General features: G+C 63.4%; 22 protein-coding genes. 20 read left to right on the top strand and 2 right to left on the bottom strand.

The window, feature by feature from the left end:
- Positions 1-2 precede the first annotated feature (2 nt).
- From KF712_01410 to KF712_01355, 12 genes are all read left to right on the top strand, one after another.
- Positions 3-1,805 carry a type II secretion system protein GspD gene (locus KF712_01410; GenBank protein ID MBX3739620.1) on the top strand — a complete coding sequence of 601 codons (1,803 nt, stop codon included), beginning with the start codon at positions 3-5 and terminating at the stop codon, positions 1,803-1,805.
- Positions 1,802-2,386: a hypothetical protein gene (locus KF712_01405; GenBank protein MBX3739619.1), complete on the top strand. Its 585-nt coding sequence runs from the start codon at positions 1,802-1,804 to the stop codon at positions 2,384-2,386. Before KF712_01410 ends, KF712_01405 begins: the two co-directional genes overlap by 4 nt.
- A complete protein-coding gene (gene tadA / locus KF712_01400; GenBank protein ID MBX3739618.1) occupies positions 2,383-4,080 on the top strand; it encodes a Flp pilus assembly complex ATPase component TadA in 1,698 nt (565 codons plus the stop codon). The genes KF712_01405 and tadA overlap by 4 nt, the downstream gene beginning before the upstream one ends.
- Positions 4,073-5,224, top strand: a complete 1,152-nt coding sequence (locus KF712_01395) for a type II secretion system F family protein (protein MBX3739617.1) — start codon at positions 4,073-4,075, stop codon at positions 5,222-5,224. Before tadA ends, KF712_01395 begins: the two co-directional genes overlap by 8 nt.
- A gap of 16 nt (positions 5,225-5,240) precedes the next feature.
- The gene (locus KF712_01390) at positions 5,241-5,654 is read left to right on the top strand and encodes a hypothetical protein (GenBank protein ID MBX3739616.1); all 414 of its coding nucleotides are present in this window, start codon (positions 5,241-5,243) and stop codon (positions 5,652-5,654) included.
- A 53-nt stretch (positions 5,655-5,707) separates the two neighbouring features.
- A complete protein-coding gene (locus KF712_01385) occupies positions 5,708-6,118 on the top strand; it encodes a type II secretion system protein (protein MBX3739615.1) in 411 nt (136 codons plus the stop codon).
- Positions 6,115-6,576: a hypothetical protein gene (locus KF712_01380; GenBank protein MBX3739614.1), complete on the top strand. Its 462-nt coding sequence runs from the start codon at positions 6,115-6,117 to the stop codon at positions 6,574-6,576. Before KF712_01385 ends, KF712_01380 begins: the two co-directional genes overlap by 4 nt.
- A complete protein-coding gene (locus KF712_01375) occupies positions 6,573-7,364 on the top strand; it encodes a hypothetical protein (protein MBX3739613.1) in 792 nt (263 codons plus the stop codon). The genes KF712_01380 and KF712_01375 overlap by 4 nt, the downstream gene beginning before the upstream one ends.
- The gene (locus KF712_01370) at positions 7,361-8,089 is read left to right on the top strand and encodes a hypothetical protein (protein MBX3739612.1); all 729 of its coding nucleotides are present in this window, start codon (positions 7,361-7,363) and stop codon (positions 8,087-8,089) included. Before KF712_01375 ends, KF712_01370 begins: the two co-directional genes overlap by 4 nt.
- On the top strand, positions 8,086-8,616 hold the full coding sequence (locus KF712_01365; protein ID MBX3739611.1) for a hypothetical protein: 531 nt from the start codon (positions 8,086-8,088) through the stop codon (positions 8,614-8,616). The genes KF712_01370 and KF712_01365 overlap by 4 nt, the downstream gene beginning before the upstream one ends.
- A 13-nt stretch (positions 8,617-8,629) precedes the next feature.
- Positions 8,630-9,415 (top strand): hypothetical protein, encoded by a 786-nt coding sequence (locus tag KF712_01360; protein MBX3739610.1) that lies wholly within the window; start codon positions 8,630-8,632, stop codon positions 9,413-9,415.
- Positions 9,416-9,614: 199 nt separating this feature from the next.
- Positions 9,615-10,373 (top strand): DUF4198 domain-containing protein, encoded by a 759-nt coding sequence (locus KF712_01355; GenBank protein MBX3739609.1) that lies wholly within the window; start codon positions 9,615-9,617, stop codon positions 10,371-10,373.
- 168 nt (positions 10,374-10,541) lie between these two features.
- Here KF712_01355 and KF712_01350 read toward each other — a convergent pair whose 3' ends face one another.
- Positions 10,542-10,922, bottom strand: coding sequence for an EF-hand domain-containing protein (locus KF712_01350; protein ID MBX3739608.1), 381 nt, complete (start codon positions 10,920-10,922; stop codon positions 10,542-10,544).
- A 176-nt stretch (positions 10,923-11,098) separates the two neighbouring features.
- On the opposite strand from KF712_01350, the gene KF712_01345 reads away from it, so the two are divergent.
- From KF712_01345 to ychF, 7 genes are all read left to right on the top strand, one after another.
- Positions 11,099-12,004: a CDP-archaeol synthase gene (locus tag KF712_01345; GenBank protein MBX3739607.1), complete on the top strand. Its 906-nt coding sequence runs from the start codon at positions 11,099-11,101 to the stop codon at positions 12,002-12,004.
- A complete protein-coding gene (locus KF712_01340; protein ID MBX3739606.1) occupies positions 12,001-13,179 on the top strand; it encodes a 1-deoxy-D-xylulose-5-phosphate reductoisomerase in 1,179 nt (392 codons plus the stop codon). The genes KF712_01345 and KF712_01340 overlap by 4 nt, the downstream gene beginning before the upstream one ends.
- A gap of 34 nt (positions 13,180-13,213) precedes the next feature.
- Complete coding sequence (locus KF712_01335; GenBank protein ID MBX3739605.1) at positions 13,214-14,317, top strand: TlpA family protein disulfide reductase; 1,104 nt, start codon at positions 13,214-13,216, stop codon at positions 14,315-14,317.
- 21 nt (positions 14,318-14,338) lie between these two features.
- The gene (locus KF712_01330) at positions 14,339-15,334 is read left to right on the top strand and encodes a DUF4105 domain-containing protein (GenBank protein MBX3739604.1); all 996 of its coding nucleotides are present in this window, start codon (positions 14,339-14,341) and stop codon (positions 15,332-15,334) included.
- 177 nt (positions 15,335-15,511) lie between these two features.
- Complete coding sequence (locus tag KF712_01325; GenBank protein MBX3739603.1) at positions 15,512-16,069, top strand: hypothetical protein; 558 nt, start codon at positions 15,512-15,514, stop codon at positions 16,067-16,069.
- Between the two features lie 369 nt (positions 16,070-16,438).
- Positions 16,439-17,674 carry a hypothetical protein gene (locus tag KF712_01320; protein MBX3739602.1) on the top strand — a complete coding sequence of 412 codons (1,236 nt, stop codon included), beginning with the start codon at positions 16,439-16,441 and terminating at the stop codon, positions 17,672-17,674.
- A gap of 220 nt (positions 17,675-17,894) precedes the next feature.
- Positions 17,895-19,010, top strand: coding sequence for a redox-regulated ATPase YchF (gene ychF, locus KF712_01315; protein ID MBX3739601.1), 1,116 nt, complete (start codon positions 17,895-17,897; stop codon positions 19,008-19,010).
- 67 nt (positions 19,011-19,077) lie between these two features.
- Here ychF and KF712_01310 read toward each other — a convergent pair whose 3' ends face one another.
- A complete protein-coding gene (locus tag KF712_01310; GenBank protein ID MBX3739600.1) occupies positions 19,078-19,509 on the bottom strand; it encodes a hypothetical protein in 432 nt (143 codons plus the stop codon).
- Positions 19,510-19,518: 9 nt separating this feature from the next.
- Between KF712_01310 and KF712_01305 the strand changes: the two genes are divergently transcribed.
- Positions 19,519-19,665 carry a VOC family protein gene (locus KF712_01305; GenBank protein ID MBX3739599.1) on the top strand — a complete coding sequence of 49 codons (147 nt, stop codon included), beginning with the start codon at positions 19,519-19,521 and terminating at the stop codon, positions 19,663-19,665.
- The last annotated feature ends 9 nt before the right edge of the window (positions 19,666-19,674 follow it).

Genomic DNA, 19,674 nt, shown 5'->3' with positions numbered 1-19,674 from the left:
CCATGAAACCACCCGCCCTGCTGCTGTTGCCCATCGCCCTCTTCACGGCCGGACTTTCTTCCGCACAAGATGCGCCCCCGCCTCTGACCTCCGCCCCTCCCGCCGCGGATCCCGGCCCGCTGGCCACTCCCCCCGCCCCGCGGGATACCCCGCTGGTGGGTGACAGCTCCGTACCGACCATCGATGGCGCTCCTCCGAGAATCGTGGCTCCGGAAACCGAACCGTTGCCCGCCATCGAGCCGGTGCCGGTCCCTCCTCCATCCCCGCCGGAGATGCAGGGCGCACCCGGCGCACCGCCTCCCGCACCCGGCACGGCGTTCGGCCCGCTGGAACAACAGAAGCTCGAAGCCCAGCAGACCTCCGACGGCTACATCATCAAGGACGCGCCGCTCAATGAGATCTTCCAGTTCCTGGCGAAGTCCGCGGGCAAGCAGTATTTCCACAACGTCAAGATCACCGGCCAGGAGTACCTCGTGACGGGCCACCTCAATGACGGGGATCCCCAGCAGCAGATGGAGGAGCTGGCGTTCATGTACGGCCTCTCCCTCCATGTGAAGGGGAACACCATCTACGCGCTGACCCAGGCGCAGCTCAGCCAGCTCCCCGCGGCCGAGTACCACTACCAGCTCAAATACCTGCGTCCTTCCGACATCGACCAGATCAAGGAACTGATCCGGCCGGTCCTCAGCCCCGGCACGGGCATCGTCAACTTCGAGCCGAAGACCAACACCGTCATCATCATCGACTCCGCGCACCGCATCGAGCAGGCGCGGCAGTTTCTCCGCACCATCGACCAGGCAAAGGGCCAGGTCGTGGTGGAAACCAAAATTTTCCGTGTGAACTCACGTGTCGGTGAAAAAACCGGCATTGATTGGTCCTCCAGTCTGGGGCCGAACGGCACTCCGCTGGCGGTCACCCGGGATCTCAACAGCATCTTCGGCCTTGATCCGGTGACCTCATCCTCGGGAAATCTCGTGCTTTCCCCGATCCAGCTCAGCGGGGTCCTGCGTGCTCTGGCCGATGGCAATCTCGCCCGCCAGGTTTCCAACCCGACGCTCATCACCGAGGACAATGAAATGGCCTCGATCTTCATCATCGACCGGATCCCGATCCTCACCACCACCACCACCCAGGCCACGACCGGCGGCAATCCGACCGTCACCGAGGAAGTGCGCTACAAGATCGGTGAGGAGGACCCATCCATTTCGGATGATCCCGAGAAGCACCGTGAGATCGGGATTTCGCTGGTGGTCACGCCGACGGTCCTGAATGACGGCACCATCCGCATGCGCATGCGTCCGCGCTCCGCACAAATCTCCGAATATGTCCGCAGCACGGTCACCGGCAACGACTATCCAAAAGTGACCGAAGCCATGATTGAATCGATCGCCCGTGTTCCGGACGGCCACTCGCTGGTGGTCGGCGGTTTTTACGGAGAGATCCAGAACAAGGGCCGCAACAAGGTGCCGATCCTCGGGGATATTCCGGTGATCAATTTCTTCTTCAAGAGCAAGGACACCTCGAAGGAGCAATCGAGCCTCGTCTTCGTGATCACCCCGAAGGCATATGATCCTTCCAACCTGGCGCAGAACAACAGCGTAAGCCGCACCATCCGCGGCAACACCCTCCTTGAACGCGACCACGACTGGGCCGATCCCTACAACCCGGGCCCGGCGCACGAACCGAACCTCCGCCGTGCGGTGAGGAGCCTGCAGCCTGCGGAAGCACCTTACTACCCGCGCGCTGAAGAACTGGCGCCGCCGAAGCCCAAAACCCGGAGGACCACCCCTCCCGGCCGGCCATGAGTTCCGCCCCGAAGACACAGACGGTCCGCCAGATCATCCTGCCACCGCAGCGGGAGAGTCTGGCCGCCGCCGTGGAAGAGTGCCTCCAGCGCACGGCCACCGCGCTGTTCCAGACCGGAACCGCCGGAAAGGATGACCTCATCCACGCGATGCATCTCGTCCGCCAGTCGAACTCCCACGGGCAGCCAGCGGATCTCCTGGAGACGCTGGCGCGGCATTTCCACAAGGATGAGGGCCAGGTGGTGGCAGCCGTCTCCAGCTATGGGGAGCGGATCTCAGCCACCCTCAGCCCGAATCTCCACGTGGTTCCTTTCGCGGGCAAATTCATCGCCCCATCCACCTTTTACGAGAACCACCCGGACCTGCAGCGCTTGGGCGCCGCGCTCATGGCGGCCGTCATCTATGCGGAGGATGCGGACGCCATCGGCACCGCCTCCATCAACCCCATCGCCGCGATCATTTTCGGTGAGGAAATCGCCGCGGCGGTCGCCCGGCGGGTCAACGTGCGGCCCATCATCACCTCCGTGCTGCTGGACCACCAGAGCTGGACACAGATCATCCGCAAGCATTTCCAACGATGATCGACTTCGATGGCATCTCGTTCAACGACCTGATCAGCCGGCGCATCATGTCCGAGCTGGCCGCGCATGATCCATCCTACCTCGACCTCGCCCACGACCAGGTGCCGAACCGGGTCACCCGTTACAGCTTCATGGCCTCCCTGGCCAGGATCAACGGCCTGCCGTTCATGCCGAAGGTGGCGGACTTCTGCGAAAGCGACCTGCATGCGCAGTGTGACGCCACGGTGATGACGCGCGGCTTCTTCGCCCCCATCTGCCGTTCCGGCACGGACAAGATCATCGTCGCCATCGCCAACCCCTGGAACCCGCTGGCGGAGGAATACCTGGCCCCGCGCTTCCCCGACCACCAGATCGTCAAGGTGGTCACACTGGCCTCGGAGATCAGCCGTGCGATCGAGTCCGTCGCGACCAACAGCGGCCCCAGCCGGTCCGAACTGGAAGCCATCGATGTCGAGGACATGGACGATGGCCTCCATGACTTCAACGTCACGACGGATTACACGGAGCCGATGGCGCAGCTCATCGCCACCATCATGGCGGATGCGGTGCGGACGCGTGCTTCCGACGTCCATTTCAAGGTGGAGAAGGAAATTTTCTACTACTCGTTCCGGGTCGATGGCGACCTGGGCCAGCGGGTGGAGATCCCGATGAAGCTGAAGGACCGGCTGGATGCCTTCCTCCTCAACCTGATGAAGCTGCCCACGGAGATCCGCAACACGGCTCCGGGCATCTCGGGACGTTTCACGATCTCCTATTTCCAACGCCCCATCGACATCCGCTACGAGCGCCACCGCACCTACCGCGGCTACCACGTGACCATGCGTCTGCTGGACAAGAGCAACATCAACGTGACGCTCGGCAAGGGCACGCTGGCCTTCGACGACGAAACGATGTTCGCGCTGCACCGGGTGATGAAGATCCCCGCCGGCATCATCGTCATGTCCGGACCGACGGGTTCGGGGAAATCGACCACGCTCAACGCCATCCTGCGGGAACTCAACCGGCCGGAGGTGAACATCCTCACGCTGGAGAACCCGGTGGAGGACGAGGTGCCGGGCATCACCCACTGCGACCTGAAAAGCCCGCGCGAGTTCAAGCCGATGATCGCCTCCTTCATGCGGTCGGACCCGGACATCATCCTTATGGGTGAGGTGCGGGACCTGGAGTCCGCGGAGCTGGCCATCGAGGCGGCGGTGACGGGCCACAAGGTGTTGACCACCATCCACACCCCGCGCGCGTCCCAGATCATCGAGCGGTTCGAGCAGCTCGGCATCGAGCGGTGGAAGATCGCGCAGACACTGAAGGCCGCCTGCGCGCAGCGTCTGGTGAAGATGCTCTGCCTCTACTGCAAGGAGCCGATCAACGGCATCTCCGAGCTGGAGCGGAAGACCTTCAGCCTGGATGACTCCTGGGCGTCCATCCCGCTGTTCCGCGGGAAGCCGGGCGGATGTCCGGAGTGCCGCTATTCCGGATACGCCGGCCGGACCGCGATCCTTGAGATCATCCCCATCACGCCGAAGGTTTCCGACCTCCTGTCAAAAGGTGAAATGACCCCCTACGAACTGGAAGTGAAAGTGGCGGAGGAAGGCAAACTGCCCAACCTGCGGCGCAGCGGGCTGCGCCTGCTCCGCGAAGGGAAGACAGACCTCCACGCCGTCAGCCAGGTCATCGACATGACATACACCGATGAGTAGTCTTCCCTCCACAAAAGCCACCGCGATGGGACGCCCCGCCGCGGCCCGGGGCAAGCCAGCTCCGAAGTCTCTTTTCGCCTCTTTCACGAACCCTCCGCCGAAGCTGTTCACGCGGAAGGAACTGATCGGCCTGTTCCGCGGACTCAGCTCCATGCTGCGGGCGCAGATCAACACCGCGGACGCTCTGAAATACTACGCCCACGGCCTGCCGGACAAGGGGATGGTGGACGCGCTGAACAAGATCTGCGTGGACATCACCGCCGGCGTGAGCATCCATGAGGCTTTCCGCCGCACGGGACGTTTCTCCGACACCATCATCGGCCTGGTCCAGGCGGGTTCTGACGCGGGCCAGCTCCACGAGGCGTTCCGCGCGCTGGCGGTCCGCCTGACCAGTGAGGCGCATTTCAAGAAGCAGGTCCGGAAGGCGACCCTGGTCCCCGGCATCATCATCTCGGTCCTCATCGGCGCGTTCATGATCTCCCAGATCAAGATCGTCCCGCAGGTGGAGGAAATGCTCTCCGGCGTCGGCCAGAAGGCGGACGGCCTCACCGCCATTTCCTTCACCGTGAGCCATTTCATCCAGAAGACATGGTTCCTGATCATCGGTGGCCTGATCGGCTTCGGCGTGACGGTGGGGGTTTCCGCAAAGGTGAGGAACTTCATCCTCGGGCTGGGCATGTCCCGCTGGCGGCTGATGCGGAACCTGGTCCTGGGCCTGCGCCAGATGACGTTCCTTTCGACGATGCGTCTGCTCCACTCGAACGGCATCAACCTCGCCAAATCCATCCGCGTCTCCGCCAACAGTGTGAAGAACACCCCGTTCTACAACGAACTGAGGAATGCGGCGGACAAGTACGAGCACTCCGGCGTCCCCCTTTCCACCGCCTTCGCCAAGTACACCTCCGTCGATCCACAGGTCACGCACATGCTCGCCATCGGTGAGAAATCCGCGTCGATCGACAACCAGCTCGAAATGCTGTGCGAGATGTACGAGGAGGACGCTCAGAACAACATGGTGGCCTTCGCCGCTACGGTGAACTTCCTCGTCCTGCTCATCGCCGTCGGCCTCATCGCCGCGGTGTTCGTGGGCACGTTCCTTCCGATCTTCCTGATGGGTCCGAAGATGATGAACAGCGCCCTGTGATCCTCCCCCCGTCACCATGCAACTCACCCGCTTCGACCGCTGGCTGCTGGAATCCTTCGTCCAGGAGACGCACATCTATACGCTGAGTCCTCCCGAAAACGTCCCGCGGGGGATCCGGGAGGTACCCATGGCGGACACACCGGGCCGCCGCTTCCAGCACCACTACGTGGCCCGCAGGGAGAGCGCCGTGAACCGGCTCATCACCACGCTCCGGGAAAACGGGCAGATGTTCTCCACCCAGGTGGTGGACCGGCAGCGCTGGTACACCCCTTTCATCGCTCCGAAGGGGAAATCCGTCACCTGGCGCGTGGTATGGATCCTCCTGACCTGCATCGGACTGTTCTACGCCACCATGTTCTTCCGCTACCTGCTGACGCACCCCGATTTCGTCGAAAACCTGAAGGACGCCATCAAAATCCTGAAAGAATGACCGGCAAAAAAAGCTGTTTCACCAGACACTACGGATATGTTAAGAATCCGTCCGTGTCCGTTTCCAGACATCGCCGCACGCCGCTTCCGCGGGGACTCACGTTGATCGAGATCACCATCGTGCTATGCGTGCTGATGGCCCTGATCGGTACGGGGCTGTATGTGGGCGGGTCCATCAAGACATGGCGTGCGGGCCGTGATGCGGCGGAGGCGTTGCGCTCGGTCCATTCCGCACAGCGGATGTTCCTGGCGGACAACCCGACGGTGGAGGTGGCGAACATCACCGCCGCCCAGATCATCCCCTACCTGCCCGACAAGGCCACCGCCTTGCCGGTGGTGAAGCCGCTGAAAGGCTCCGCCCTGACCATCAGGATCAGCAGCATGCCCCCCGTGCTGCTCCAGGGCAGCACGGTGTACGATCCATCCGGCAGTTCCACTGACAATCTCTGGGATGTGGGACCATGACGCGCCACCTCATGCCGCTCATCCTGCTGGCCGCGGCCCCCTTCGCCGCGGCGCTGGAGTTCCGCCATGTGGGGGATTTCCTCCTGCAGTCCCATTTCAAGATCACTGGCGGTCGCGTGACAGACATCCCCATGAAGCCGATGGCGCTCCATGTTTATACCGACGGGGTGCAGATCCGCATCTCCGCGGAGGATGAACCGGAATCCTACTCCACCTATGAGATCTACCGCTCGGACGGCATCGGCCGCCAGCGTGAGGAATCCGGCGCGCTGGAGATCGTCCCCGGCCTGCAGGCGATGAGCCGGACGGACGGGGTGATGCGCCACCTGCGCCTGTCAGCGGAGGCGCTCACGATCACGACCTTCCCCGGAGTTTCCGACCAGACCATCGTCAGCCACGCCGTGGCCGCCGTCCGCAAACCCGCCGCCAGCCAGCCAACCGTTCCGGCCAAGCCATGAAACCGCTTCCCACCGACCCATCCGCCAACCGGAACCGCCGCGTACTGGATGACCTGCCCGTCCTCCAGACCTCCTCCGGCTCCCCGTCGAACTACCGGCGGGCGGGAAATCCCATCCACCGCGCGTATCCATGGCTGCTGCTCATGAGCACCACCCTTTCCGCGGCGTTCTGTGTCCTCTACCTGACAAAGCCGGTCATCCAGACCGGCCCGCGTGCCGAAGCCCTGCCGCAGCCTGAACCCGCGCCGCAACCGGAACCGGTGCCCGCCGCCCCCGCGCCAAAGACGAATGCGGAGGAACCAAAGCTGGCGGGGCAACCACAGCAGCCTCCCTCCCTGCTCCCCGGCAACCGCCTGCCGGGCGAATCCACCGCTCCGAAGATCACCCGTGCCACGCGCCCGGCCGCCGCCGCCACGGAGCAGACCAACCTTTCCGTCCAGCACGTGCTCACCGCACAGATCCCGCAGGGAGACCTCTCCCGCATCATCCTGGACGTCCCGGTGCTATACAACAGCCGCCAGCTCCGCTGGACCCAGGCGGATGTCGAGGAAGCCCGCGGCCTGCTGGCCCGCCTGGCCGTCCACCAGGAACAGACCACGATGCTCCGTGAAGAAGCGGGCGAACTGCTGGATGACTGGAACCGCCTGGTCGCCCGCTCCATCCCCACCTCCGAACTGCGGGCTGACAGCCCCAGCCTGCCTGCCAACCAAGGAGGAACGCCCCTCCTGAACGTGCCCGCCAGCCTGGACACCAGCGAATCCATCCAACTGAAACCCGCCGGCCAATGAAGAAGCCTTTTTTCCTCATCATCGCCATGGCTGCCTGCGGACCCGTGTCCGCCCAGCAAGACCGGTTCCCCTCCGGCCTACGCCCCCTCGCCCCGAAGGAGCCGAAGAAGGCGAACGAAGTGACGGTGGTCCTGGACCCACCCGCCCCTTCCCCTGCCAGGGAAGTGGAAGCGCCATCCGCCCCCGCCCTCATTGAGAACGCCAGCTCCCTCCCCGCTCCGGAAGCGGACGAGCCGACGCCCGCACCCGCGGAAAAGAAGCCAAGCGTGAAGGTGCGCGTGGAAAAGCTGCAGGGTGCCGACGGCCCCGTGGAACCCGGTGATGTGAAGCTGCTTTTCCCCTTCCCCGCGAAGCCGCTCTCCTCCATCCCGAAAGGCTGGAAGCTGGACTCCTCCGAGTCCGCGCCGCCATTCACGCGGGACGTGGAGGTTTCCCCCGGATCCGTGATCCCCCTGAGCATCCGCCCCCACGTGCTGGTGCCGGACACCAACGGAGCCACCACCTTCACCGTCAGCGAGCCGGGCTATCAGGCAGCGCTGGGCTACCAGCAGAAGGACACCGTGGGTGCCATCCTTTCCAACTCCATCCGCCAGCTCGAGGAGGACTCCCTGCAAATGGGGCATGCCATCGAGCGGCTGCAGCAGCTCCTGGTGTCCCTGCCCCGGACACCTGAACCGGAGGCGGTGGAAAAACCACCCGTCGCCAAACCCGTCCAAAGGAAATGAAGCCGGCCATCATCCCGATCTTCTGTTCACTGGTGCTCGTCTCCCTTGCCACGGCGGCTGCCGGCCATTGGTGGTCCGTCCGCCAGATCGTGGCGGCATCCTCCCGGGGACTGCCATCGATCCAGGCACCGGCTCCGGCAAAACCGGCGCCACCCGCCCCGCAGGAGCCGAAAGCCCCCGCAGGCCTGACCGTGGCCGCACCACCAGCCGTCCCGGCATCTGCCCCGGCCGCGGCCCCCGCTCCTGACATGGCCCTCCAGAAAATGCTGGAGCTCAACCAGAAGACGCTGGAAGAGGTGAAACGCCTCAGCAAGGAGAACCGCGACCTGCGCGACCAGATGGCGGAAACCAACCGCGACCTGATGAAACTGGAGTTCCGCGTGGACACGCACTCCCAGTCCTTCCGCCCGCTGCCCACCAGCGACGACCGACCGGAGACCACCCTGGATGTGAACCGGCTGGACTCCAACCTTTCATCCGGAGGCGTGCTGCCTTCACTCGATGAAATGATCCCGCTGCCGGATTGAACTTTCCGCAAGGATGAATGGCGCGAACCTGACCGGCTTCATCGCTGCTGCGGCAGCCCTCGCGGTCTTCGTGACAGCATACGGTAGGCTCCGCCATGTGGGGATACCCATCCGTGCATGGTCACTCGCGGGATTCCTGATCCTCTCGATACCCTCCGCTCTGGTCGCCGCCTACTATGCGGGCATACCGCTTGAACATGCGTGGTATTACGAAATGAGGTCATGGAGGGGCAGCGAATTTTTCATCCTGCCTGCCGGTGCCGCCGCCGGGGTGATGGCCACCTTTTTGCCAAAGCTATTGGTGGCGTTACCCGTGTTCGGGTTGTTGTCCGCCGCCATCGGCCCCTACCTCAAGCCGGTCGTGATGCCGCTGGCGGAAGAGGACTTCGCTAAAGAGTGGCGGACCGGTTATTGCCTGCAGAGCACCGCATCCACCTGTGGACCTGCGAGCGCCTGCACCATTGCGAAATTCCTGGGGGTGAACCTCACAGAGCGGGAAACCGCGCGGGCCGCACACACCTATCAGAACGGGACGGAGGCCTGGTATCTGGCCCGCGTCCTGAGAAAGCGCGGCTTCAAGGTTCGCTTCGACTTTCGGGACGGTTTCTTGCCGGATGTGGTGTTCCCTGCCGTGGTGGGGGTGAAGCTGGGCAGCATCGGCCATTTCATCCCCGTCCTGGAGGTAAGAGGAAGCCAGGTGCACATCGCGGACCCGCTTCGCGGTGGAGAGTGGATCTCTATGGACACGTTCCACTCCCGCTATGGTTTCACCGGCTTTCACATGACGGTTTCGCGCTGATTTCCGATCGCTTCCGATTCCGCGCAACAGCGGCGTTGGCGAACCAAAGAGAAGAAAGTTGACCGCGAATCCTGCGAATAAAGCGAATCTCGAAGGTACGCGTTTCTTCTCTTCCTTGGCGATCTTGGCGTCTTGGCGGTGAACTTCATGTGTTCCTTCCCCATTGCCAGGCGGGCGGATCGCATCCAGATTCCGGGCCATGAAGCGACTGCTGTTCTCCGCCCTGCTGCTGCCCCTTTCCGCGTCCGCCCATGATCCGTGGGTGCAGGTGAACGTGGTGAGGCAGGAGCCGAAGCAGCCGGTGTACGCGGACCTGATGCTGGGCAACCACGGCAACAACCACCGCGATTTCCTGCTGGCGAGCAAGATCCCGCTCGCGGCTTCCACGCTGTCGCTGGTCGGCGCGAAGGGTGCGGTCACGGACCTGAAGCCGGACATCGTAGATGCGGGGTCCGAAGAAAAGGAAGGCTACTGGAGCGTGAGGATCCCGTCCCCGGCCGCAGGGCTGCAATGCGTGGCGCACACGTATGACGCGGTAGTCAGCTACGCGCCGAAGCGGGTGGTCAAAAGCGCGAAGACCTATTTCATCTCCGCGGCTGGCAATGAGGGCGGTGTTTCCTTTTCCGAGCCGCTGGGCCACGCGCTGGAACTCATCCCGCTGGACGATCCCACCAAGACAACCGCCGGGACGAAGCTGAAGGTGCGCGTGCTTTTCAAGGGCCAGCCGCTGGCGGACACCGTGGTGTCCTGCATCCCGCGCGGCGTGGAGCTGGACACGGGCTTCGACCCCAACCATGAGGCGAAGACGGACGCGAAGGGTGAGGCGGAACTGCCGCTGCCGGAGGCGAACCGCTATCTGGTGGTCGCGCACCGCAAGGCACCGGAGGAAACCGGCGAAAAGCACTCCGCGGGTACGGACTATGCAGCGACGCTGACGCTGCTGGTGGGGGAGAAATGAAAAAGCCACGGACCGTTTGCAGTCCGTGGCTTTGCTGGATCCGGTTGGATCGCAACGGAGCGCGGACTTCAGTCCGCTTGGATTCGCATCGTCTTGATTCTCCGGGGCGGACTGAAGTCCGCGCTCCGTTGAAACCGTGACGATGGGATCCGCCGTCCTGCGAACGGCTTATTGCCCGTCAGGCTTGTCGCCCTTGTCCTTTTTGCCACCACGGTCCGGGCGGGCGGGGATGGCTTTCTTCTCCTCATCGGAGAGCTTGCCGTCGCCGTCCTTGTCGAAGCGGGCGATGAGTTTCTTTTCGCGGTCCTCACGGAGGGCCTTGCGCTCCTCGTCGTTCAGCTTGCCGTCGCCGTCCTTGTCGAATTCCTTCTCATGGGCCACGCGGGCGGCCTCACGCTCCTCCTTGGAGAGCTTGCCGTCCTTGTCGGTGTCGAACTTTTCGATGATCTCCGGAGGGAAACCGCCGCCGCGCTTTGGCTTGTCCTGCGCTCCGGCCAGGGCGGTGGCTCCGAGCAATGCGCCGAGGATCATCAGTTGTGTCGTCTTCATTTGGTTGGGTATCGGTTGTGGTGAATCGGGGGAAGCACGGTGGCTTCCCGCATGATCATGTAACCGGAAGGGCCGCGAAAGGTTGCGGAGATCCGTAAAAGTTCCGGAGCCGCTGTTTGAAATGCGCCGGAATGAGTTGCCACGGACCGGGCCGCCGTCTTGGATTTCACCCACCCATGGCAGACTCCTCCACGCCAGCCCCAGCCCCGTCAAAGGGGACCGTCTTCATCCGCCGGACCACCAGCACGGTGCTTCTGTGGGCCATCGTCGCCGGGACCTGCTATTCGATGAATGCGGCCGCATACCTGGGCCTTTTGGCCGCGCTCACACTGCTGGCCGCGATGGAGTATTTCCGCATGGTGCAGGAGGACGGCGTCCACTGCTACCCGCGCCTGGGGATGCTGACGACGGCGGCCTACTGCGGGGTGGTGTTCCACACGTTCAACAGCGGCGGCAAGATGCTCCCGGCGGAGATCGATCTGTTCGCCATCGCTTTCATCACCATGGCGGCCTTCGCGCTGCAACTGCGCTACCCGGTCCATGGAAATGACGTGCTGCTGTCCGTGGCCTCCACGGTGCTGGGCTTCATCTACATTCCGTTCCTTTTCAACTTCGCCACGCGCATCGTGTTCCTCGTTCCCGGGCCGTCGGAGGTGCCGGGCGCATTCCTGCTGCTGTGGCTGCTGGCGGTGACGAAGTTCACGGACATGGGCGCCTACATCGTCGGCTCCATGATCGGGAAGAACAAGATGATCCCGCACATCAGCCCCGGGAAAACGTGGGAAGGGTTCGCCGGAGCGGTGTTTTTCTCCCAACTGGCGGCGTGCGGCCTCTACGCGCTCATGCCGGTGAAGCTGGCCGTCCTTTCCGGCTGGCCGCATGTCATCGCGCTGGGCTTCATCCTGTGCCTGCTGGCGGTCGTGGGTGACCTGGCGGAGAGCGTGGTGAAGCGTGCGCTGGGCGCGAAGGACTCCGGGAAGATGCTGCCGGGCATCGGCGGTTCGCTGGACCTCATCGACAGCATCTGCTTCACCGCCCCGGCGCTGTATTTCTATCTGATCTGGGTTCTGAAAGTCGCATGAGTTCCACCGCACGAAAACGCCGCGTCGTCCTGCTCGGCTCCACCGGCTCGATCGGGACGTCCACGCTGAAGGTGGCGGCGATGCTGCGGGATCGCATCGAGATCATCGCCCTGGCTGCCTCCACCAGCGTGGAGAAACTGGCGGAGCAGGTGCGGGAGACAGGCGTGAGGGATGTGGCGATCCATGACGCGGCGAAGGAGGCCGAGCTGCGCGCGCTGGTGCCGGAGGGCACGCGCATTTACACCGGGACGGAGGGACTGGTCCACCTGGCCACGCTAGCGGAAGCGGACATCGTGCTGGTCTCCATCATCGGCACGGCGGGTCTGCATCCCGCGCTGGCCGCCATCGAGGAGGGCAAGGATCTGGCGGTGGCGTCGAAGGAAATTCTGGTGATGGCGGGCGAGGTCATCACCGCAGCGGCGGAGAAGCATGGTGTGAGAATCCTGCCGGTGGACAGCGAGCACAACGCCATCTTCCAGTGCCTGGACGGCCACCGTGGTGGCGAGGCGGAGGTTTCCCGGCTGATCCTGACGGCGTCCGGCGGACCGTTCCGCAGGATGCCCGCGGACCAACTGGCGCAGGTGACGCCGGAGCAGGCGCTGAAACACCCGACCTGGAACATGGGGCCGAAGATCACCATCGACTCCGCGACGCTTTTCAACAAGGGGCTGGAAATGATCGAGGCCCGCTGGCTGTTCGGCATCGGCATGGAGCGCATCGACGTCGTCGTGCATCCGCAGAGCATCATCCACTCCATGGTGGAGTTCCGGGATGGCTCGGTGCTGGCGCAACTGAGCCGGACGGACATGTGCTTCCCCATCCAGTACGCGCTGACCTGGCCGGACCGGGTGAAGGGAAACCTGCAGCCGCTGGATTTCCCGACACTGGCGAAGCTGGAGTTCGAGGCCCCGCGCGACGATGACTTCCCCGCGCTGCACCTGGCCCGCCGGGCCGGCCTGACCGGCGGCACGCTGCCCGCCGTGCTGAATGCGGCGAACGAGGTGGCGGTCGATGCCTTCCGCGCCGGGCACCTCCCCTTCCCCGGCATCTGGGAATGCGTGGCCGCCACCATGGACGCGCACACCGTCCGCACCTCGCCGGATCTCTCCGCGGTGGTCGCGGCGGACGCGTGGGCACGGGAAACGGCCCGCGATTTCTGCCAGCATCTCGCCTGATCTTTGCTATCCTTTCCTCCGTCCCGTCCCAGCCATGCATCGCTTTCCCCGCATCCCGCTCCTGATTTCCCTGCTGTCCCTGCCGCTCGCCGGTCTGACCCATGCACAACCCGCCGCCGCGGAGTTGGTGGAGAAGGACTACCAGGCATCCATGGAAAAATGGGCGCTGGAACTCCGGCTGGCGGAAACGCCGGACGCCCGCGCCGCCGCCATGGCGAAGCGGCCCGACCCACACGCGGCCGCGAAGCGGATGTGGACCGCCATCGGTGGGTCCCTGAAGGACGGGTGGACGCTGGAGCCCGCATCCTGGTTCCTGAGCCTGGCTTCCAACCTCATCATCCGGAAGGAAGACGGCATGCCCGCCCCGGCCTATGCGGAACAAACCAAGGCCATCCGCGAGGCGGTGGAGCAACACCATCTCAAGAGCCCGGATCTGACGGCCATGTGCTTCGCGCTGACAGCGGGGAATGATCCGGGCACGCTCGCATTGCTGGAAAAGATCATTTCCACCAACCCGGACAAGAAGATCCAGGGTGTGGCCTCCCTGGCCACCGCCATGGTGCTGAAGAACTCCGGTGACACGCCGGAACTGATGGCCCGCCGCCTGACCGCGATCAAGAAGGCCATCATCGATTCCGCCGATGTGGAGATCGGCGGCACCAGCGTTTCCAGGATCGCCGCGGACGAGCTTTACATCATCCGCTACCTGACGAAGGGCCGGGTGGCACCCGACCTCCAGGGAACGGACTCCGCCGGACGGGCGCTGACCCTTGCGGAGCACAAAGGGAAGATCGTCGTACTGATGTTCTGGAACAGCAACATCGCGGAGGCGAACCGCGTGGTGGAGTTCGCGAACACGCTGCAGGAAAAGTTCCAGGGCCAGCCGGTCACGGTGCTGGGCGTGAACAACGACCCGCTCGAACAACTGCGCGGCTTCCAGGCGGACGGAACCGTGCGCTTCCCGAATTTCAGCGATCCGGAAAACAAGCTTTCAGCCGAATACCGCATCGGCCACTGGCCGCTCATCTACGTGCTGGACGCGGAGCGGAAGGTGAGCTTCGCGGGTGCGCCCGGCTCCTTCGTGGAGCTGGCGGTGGACGCCCTGCTGAACCCCGCGCCAGCCACCCCGGCCAAATAACCGCAACGCGCACCCTAACCCATGCAACTGCTACGCAACCTCTCCGGCGCCCTACTGGTCTTCATCCTCTTCCCGGTCACGCTGTGGACCGTGGGTGCCATCTGGTTCGACGGACCGCTGCCCGGTGTGGGCAACGGCCTGCTGGCATTGTTCTGGGTGATCCTGCTGGCATTCGCCGTCACGCGCTCGAGGAAGCTGCGGCTGCGCTTCGCCGGGTGGCTGCTCATGTTCCTGGCCGTGCTCATTCCGTGGCTGCTCAAGAAGCCGTCGAACGACCGCGATTGGGAGGTGGAGTCCGCGAACGTTCCCGGCGTGACCATCGAGGGGGATGTGGTGACTTTCACGAACTTCCGCAACTTCGACTACCAGCCGGACGGCACGCCGATCGAGAAGTGGGAGACGAAGCAATTCCACCTTTCCAAGCTGAAGCACATGGACTTCTTCATGACCTACTGGGGTGGCCGTACCCTGGTGGGACATCCCATCTTCAGCTTCGACTTCGGGGATGAAGGCCACGTGGCCTTTTCCATCGAAAGCCGCCGCGAAAAGGGCGAGACGTATGACGTCCTCACCAGCCTCTACAAGCAGTACGAGCTGGTCTACATCGTCGGCGCGGAGAGCGATGTCATCCGCGTGCGCACGAACTTCCGCAAGGGCGAGGATGTCTTCCTCTACCGACTGAAGATCAAGGAAACGACGACGCGCATGCGCTTCGCGGAGTATCTGGACTCAATCAACCGCTTCCAGGCCCGCCCGGCGTGGTACAACGCCATCACCGCGAACTGCACCACCGCCGTGCGCGGCCAGATCACCACGGAGGAACGGCACTCGCTGGACTGGCGCATCCTCGCCAACGGCAGGCTGGACGAGGCGCTCAACGAGCTGGGCATCTTCGACAAGTCCCTCCCCTTCCCAGAGCTGAAGCAGCGCAGCCACATCAACCCCGCCGCACTGGCGAACCCGGACCCCGCGACGTTTTCCGAGACCATCCGCAAGGGGATGCCGGGGTTCGAGTGAGAAGTAGCGAAGGTCGGGAGACCTTCGGCTGGGAGGAAGGCCATGAAGGACTGAAGTGGAATCGTTCGCAGACATGCACCCCGCCGAATTTCTCACGAAATTCGCTACGGGAAGAATTCGCGGCGGCGACACGAAGATCTCCCTTCATTCCCGCGCGACACACGCTATGGTGGGAGGATGAAAGCCGGATTTCCAGCACGCGCCGTCATTTCCGCCGCCCTCGTTCTCGCCGCATTCGTTCTGCCTGCCTCCGCGCAGCCGGACGATGACGGACCGGAAGTATGGCTCACCACGGACAAGGACGGCTGGCAGACCTACCGCAACGCCCGCTTTGGCATGGTGCTGCCGGTACCACCCGGGATGACGGCCCAGCGCCCGCCGGACAACGGCGGAGGACAGGCGTTCCGCTCCGCCGATGGAAAGGCGGAGCTGCTCACCTGGGGATCCTTCAACATCGACGGACTCGGCGACGTGGCGAAGCGCTTCGAGGCCGCGCTCATCGAGCCGGGCCGCACCATCACCTACCAGCGGAAGACGGAGAAATGGTTCGTCATTTCCGGCACCCGCAAGGATGGCTCCGCCTTCTACGAACGCTATGACGCGGACGCGAAATACTGCGCCGGATGGCTGGTCAGCCATCCGCAGGACGAAGAGAAGAAATGGTCCGCGCTGATCGAGCGGATCGCCAAGGGATATGCCGCGAACCTCGGAAAAGGGGTGGACACACTGGAGTGACCGGGGCGCGGGCAGGGACGCCATTCCATGGCGTCCGGCGGGGGCGACGTCTGACTTGGTCCCCAAGATCCGCCCCGAGAGGTAGCGAAGGTCGTGAGACCTTCGGCTGGGGGAACGTCCCTGGAGCAAGGGAATCCCATCGCCCGGGAACTGGAGATAGGTTGGTGATGGTGGATCCACCCCGCCGAATCTCTTACGAGATTCGCTACACCTCCGAATCGGAACTTCGGGATGAGGGGGCATCCACACCGCTTGACGGTTTCGAAAACCGTCCCTGCCAAAAATTGCCCTTGCTGAAAAATGTGGCGTTCGTGGAAGGAAAATTCATGCACCATCCGTATGAATTGCATGCAAACCCAGCATTCCGTCGTGCTTTCTGTTCTTCTGGCAGGTTCCGCGCTCGCCGGGGATTTCCATGTCTCCCCCACCGGATCCGGCACCAATGATGGTAGCAGCGCTGCGAACGCAGCTCCCGCGGCCTCCGCATCATCCCTTTTCAATGACACGCTGCAACCGGGGGACCGGCTCCTTTTCGCCACAGGCGACTACAAGGGCCTGTCGCTGAACCTGGCGAAAGGGGGAACGAAGGAGAAGCCGAAGGTCGTGCTGGGCGCGGCGGGTGCCGTGTTCTCCTCGGACTGGGACATCGGGAAGCCGGACAAGGGCGCGACGGCCATCTCCCTGTCACCGGGGCTTTCCCATGTGATCTTCAAGGACCTGTCGATCCGGAACTACCGCTTCGCGGTGCTGGCGAATCCCGCGAAAGAATCCCCGCGTTCCGGGTTGGTGTTCGACAACGTGGACATGGAGCAGATGCGGCACGGTTTCTACCTTTCCGACTGCGACGACCTCGTCATCGTCGGCTGCGACATGAAGCGGTACAGCAAGCACGGCTTCCGCTTCGACCGGGGATGCGACCGCGTGCAGGTCAGCCAATGCACCGCCGACTGCTCCGAGGGCGACGCCGTCTGGGAGACCAAGACGGAGGTCTTCACCTTCGGCTTCCTGCTGAATGACGGCGGCGAGCCGAACACCGCCTTTGTCTTCGAGGACTGCGTGGCGAAGAACAACATCAAGTCCAACCAGACCGTGAAATACACCAACGGCGACGGCTTCGTGGCGGAGGGCAATTCGCAGGATGTATCCTACATCCGCTGCCGCGCGCTGCGGAACCAGGACGGCGGGTTCGATCTGAAGGTGAAGGATGTGAAACTCACCGACTGCATCGCCATCGGCCACCGCCGGGACTTCCGGATCTGGGACACCGCCATCCTGAAGAACTGCTTCGGCGGCTGGTCGCAGACCGGGCTGTGGACGAAAGGCGGGCCGGTGATCCTCGATCACTGCACGTTCATCCACCATTGGAAATCATCCGTGGAGATCGAGAGCAACGCTCCCGGTCCCCTGACCCTCAACAATTGCCTGCTGGTGACGGGATACACCAAGGTCGGCGCATCCATCGGCAAGTATGACGGCACCGGCACCGTGGTGGTGAAAACCGCGGAGGAGGCGGGCCTTTCCAAGGCGGATCCGGCGTGGGACGGGCTGGGCGCCGCCATGAACAGCACGACGCACGCGGACAAGGGCTACCGTTGGAAAGAGTAGCCGGACGGGCATCCCCGGTAGGATCGCGACCGCCGGGCGCGCCGATGTTTTGGGACTGGGACCGCGGAATTCATTCCGCTTGGTTTCGCTGGATTCTCCTGGGCGGGATGAATCCCGCGGTCCCAGTCCGGGCCAGCGCTACCGTTTTGGCCGGCAAGGCCGGTGACGGCGGAAGTTTTTTCTCGTCGTTCCCCCCGCGCCCGCCCAACCTCCCGCCGCCATGCTCAAGGCCGGAATCGTAGGACTGCCAAACGTCGGGAAATCGACCCTTTTCAATGCCGTGACCCGCACCCGCAAGGCGGAGGCGGCGAACTATCCTTTCTGCACCATCGATCCCAACGTGGGCATCGTCAGCGTGCCGGACCCACGCCTCGCCGTGCTGTCGAAGATTTCCGGCTCCCACAAGCTGGTGCCGACCGCCATCGAGTTCGTTGACATCGCCGGTCTGGTGAAGGGCGCTTCCGAGGGCGCGGGCCTGGGCAACCAGTTCCTCGCCAACATCCGCGAGACGGACGCCATCGTCCAGGTGGTGCGTTGCTTCGAAAATGACGACATCATCCATGAACTCGGCTCCGTCGATCCGGTCCGCGACATCGAGATCATCAACGCCGAGCTGATCCTCGCTGACATCGCTTCGCTCGAAAAGCGCCGCCACTCCCGTGAAAAGAAGGCCAAGGGCGGCGATAAGGAGTCCAAGAAGGAAGTCGAACTCATCGACATCCTCATGCCCCACCTCAACGAGGGCAAACCGGCCCTCACGCTGGAGTTCAGCGAGGATGACCGCGAGATCATCAAGGATTTCTTCCTGCTTTCCTCAAAGAAGACCATCTACGCCTGCAACGTGATGGAAGACGAGCTGGCCACCGCCACCGCTGACCCGGACTCCAATCCGCTGGTCGCAAAGGTCCGTCAGTTCGCCGCGGAGCACAGCGGCTCGGAAGCCGTCGTCATTTCCGCCCGCATCGAGGAAGAACTCAGCGAAATGCCCGTGGAGGAAGCCGCCGAGTTCCTCGCCGAAATGGGCGTGACGGACTCCGGTGTCTCCAACCTCATCCGCGGTGTCTATCACCTGCTGGGCCTGCGCACCTACCTGACTACCGGTGTCCAGGAAACGCGCGCGTGGACGATCATCGCCGGTGACAAGGCCCCCGCCGCAGCAGGCGTCATCCACTCCGACTTCGAGCGTGGCTTCATCGCTGCGGAAGTCGTGCATTATGATGACCTCGTGGCCGCAGGCAGCAAGAGCGTCGCCAAGACAAACGGCAAGGTCCGCATCGAGGGCAAGGAATACGTGGTCAAGGACGGCGACGTGATCGAGTTCCGGTTCAACGTGTGAATTTCCCGGACCAGGGCATTTTGCTTTTGGGGGAGCCGCCGCCTCAGATAACGGAACGGCTCCTCAGTTAGGTTTCGGAAAACCCTCCTCCCTCCCAGCGGATCTGCATGGAGTGAAACGCCATCCAAGGAAGGCAGGGATGCCATTCCATGGCATCCCTCCAAAACAGCCCAATCTCGTTGCTTGAACCGCGGCGTCGGAACGGCGAGAATGAAACATGGATCTTACGAATTTCCTTCTCCTCGATCACGACGGCGATCAGGCGGAGGCGGACGCAGCGGGTCCGCATGTCGCGTTCAACTGCGCGGATTGCGGGCATGCGGTATTGGCTGCCGCCATCGAAAACAAGCGTGGCTTCGATAGAGATCATCCGGCCGAATGCCGGGGATGCGGGGAAAAATACTTCCTCGATGTGCGCGACCACGCTGAGAAACTCTATATTCTCAAAGTCATGGACTACTGAGAAAATCTGACCTGCATGATGCAGATGCCACCACACCCTCAACCCATGCAAAAGGTCCCCCCGTTCCTCTCCTTCGACGGCTGTGCCGAAGAAGCCGCCCGGTTTTACGTTTCCCTGCTGCCAGATTCATGGATCGACCGGATCACGCATTCGCCGATGGAGACGGAGGAAGGGACAGCCGGCGAAACGTAAATCGCCCGC

The sequence above is a fragment of the Akkermansiaceae bacterium genome, from assembly GCA_019634595.1.
Classification (GTDB): domain Bacteria; phylum Verrucomicrobiota; class Verrucomicrobiia; order Verrucomicrobiales; family Akkermansiaceae; genus Luteolibacter.
The sequence above is the reverse complement of the archived record's forward strand: the minus strand, read 5'-3'. Positions and strand labels throughout refer to the sequence as shown.

Excerpts from the sequence above, each read along its gene's own strand:
- KF712_01340 (MBX3739606.1), top strand. The coding sequence starts at position 12,001 with ATGAGTTCCACCGCACGAAAACGCCGCGTCGTCCTGCTCGGCTCCACC.
- KF712_01355 (MBX3739609.1), top strand. The coding sequence starts at position 9,615 with ATGAAGCGACTGCTGTTCTCCGCCCTGCTGCTGCCCCTTTCCGCGTCC.
- tadA (MBX3739618.1), top strand. The coding sequence starts at position 2,383 with ATGATCGACTTCGATGGCATCTCGTTCAACGACCTGATCAGCCGGCGC.
- KF712_01350 (MBX3739608.1), bottom strand. The coding sequence starts at position 10,922 with ATGAAGACGACACAACTGATGATCCTCGGCGCATTGCTCGGAGCCACC.
- ychF (MBX3739601.1), top strand. The coding sequence starts at position 17,895 with ATGCTCAAGGCCGGAATCGTAGGACTGCCAAACGTCGGGAAATCGACC.
- KF712_01370 (MBX3739612.1), top strand. The coding sequence starts at position 7,361 with ATGAAGAAGCCTTTTTTCCTCATCATCGCCATGGCTGCCTGCGGACCC.
- KF712_01360 (MBX3739610.1), top strand. The coding sequence starts at position 8,630 with ATGAATGGCGCGAACCTGACCGGCTTCATCGCTGCTGCGGCAGCCCTC.
- KF712_01390 (MBX3739616.1), top strand. The coding sequence starts at position 5,241 with ATGCAACTCACCCGCTTCGACCGCTGGCTGCTGGAATCCTTCGTCCAG.
- KF712_01410 (MBX3739620.1), top strand. The coding sequence starts at position 3 with ATGAAACCACCCGCCCTGCTGCTGTTGCCCATCGCCCTCTTCACGGCC.
- KF712_01330 (MBX3739604.1), top strand. The coding sequence starts at position 14,339 with ATGCAACTGCTACGCAACCTCTCCGGCGCCCTACTGGTCTTCATCCTC.
- KF712_01365 (MBX3739611.1), top strand. The coding sequence starts at position 8,086 with ATGAAGCCGGCCATCATCCCGATCTTCTGTTCACTGGTGCTCGTCTCC.
- KF712_01325 (MBX3739603.1), top strand. The coding sequence starts at position 15,512 with ATGAAAGCCGGATTTCCAGCACGCGCCGTCATTTCCGCCGCCCTCGTT.
- KF712_01305 (MBX3739599.1), top strand. The coding sequence starts at position 19,519 with ATGCAAAAGGTCCCCCCGTTCCTCTCCTTCGACGGCTGTGCCGAAGAA.
- KF712_01375 (MBX3739613.1), top strand. The coding sequence starts at position 6,573 with ATGAAACCGCTTCCCACCGACCCATCCGCCAACCGGAACCGCCGCGTA.
- KF712_01395 (MBX3739617.1), top strand. The coding sequence starts at position 4,073 with ATGAGTAGTCTTCCCTCCACAAAAGCCACCGCGATGGGACGCCCCGCC.
- KF712_01335 (MBX3739605.1), top strand. The coding sequence starts at position 13,214 with ATGCATCGCTTTCCCCGCATCCCGCTCCTGATTTCCCTGCTGTCCCTG.
- KF712_01405 (MBX3739619.1), top strand. The coding sequence starts at position 1,802 with ATGAGTTCCGCCCCGAAGACACAGACGGTCCGCCAGATCATCCTGCCA.
- KF712_01380 (MBX3739614.1), top strand. The coding sequence starts at position 6,115 with ATGACGCGCCACCTCATGCCGCTCATCCTGCTGGCCGCGGCCCCCTTC.
- KF712_01345 (MBX3739607.1), top strand. The coding sequence starts at position 11,099 with ATGGCAGACTCCTCCACGCCAGCCCCAGCCCCGTCAAAGGGGACCGTC.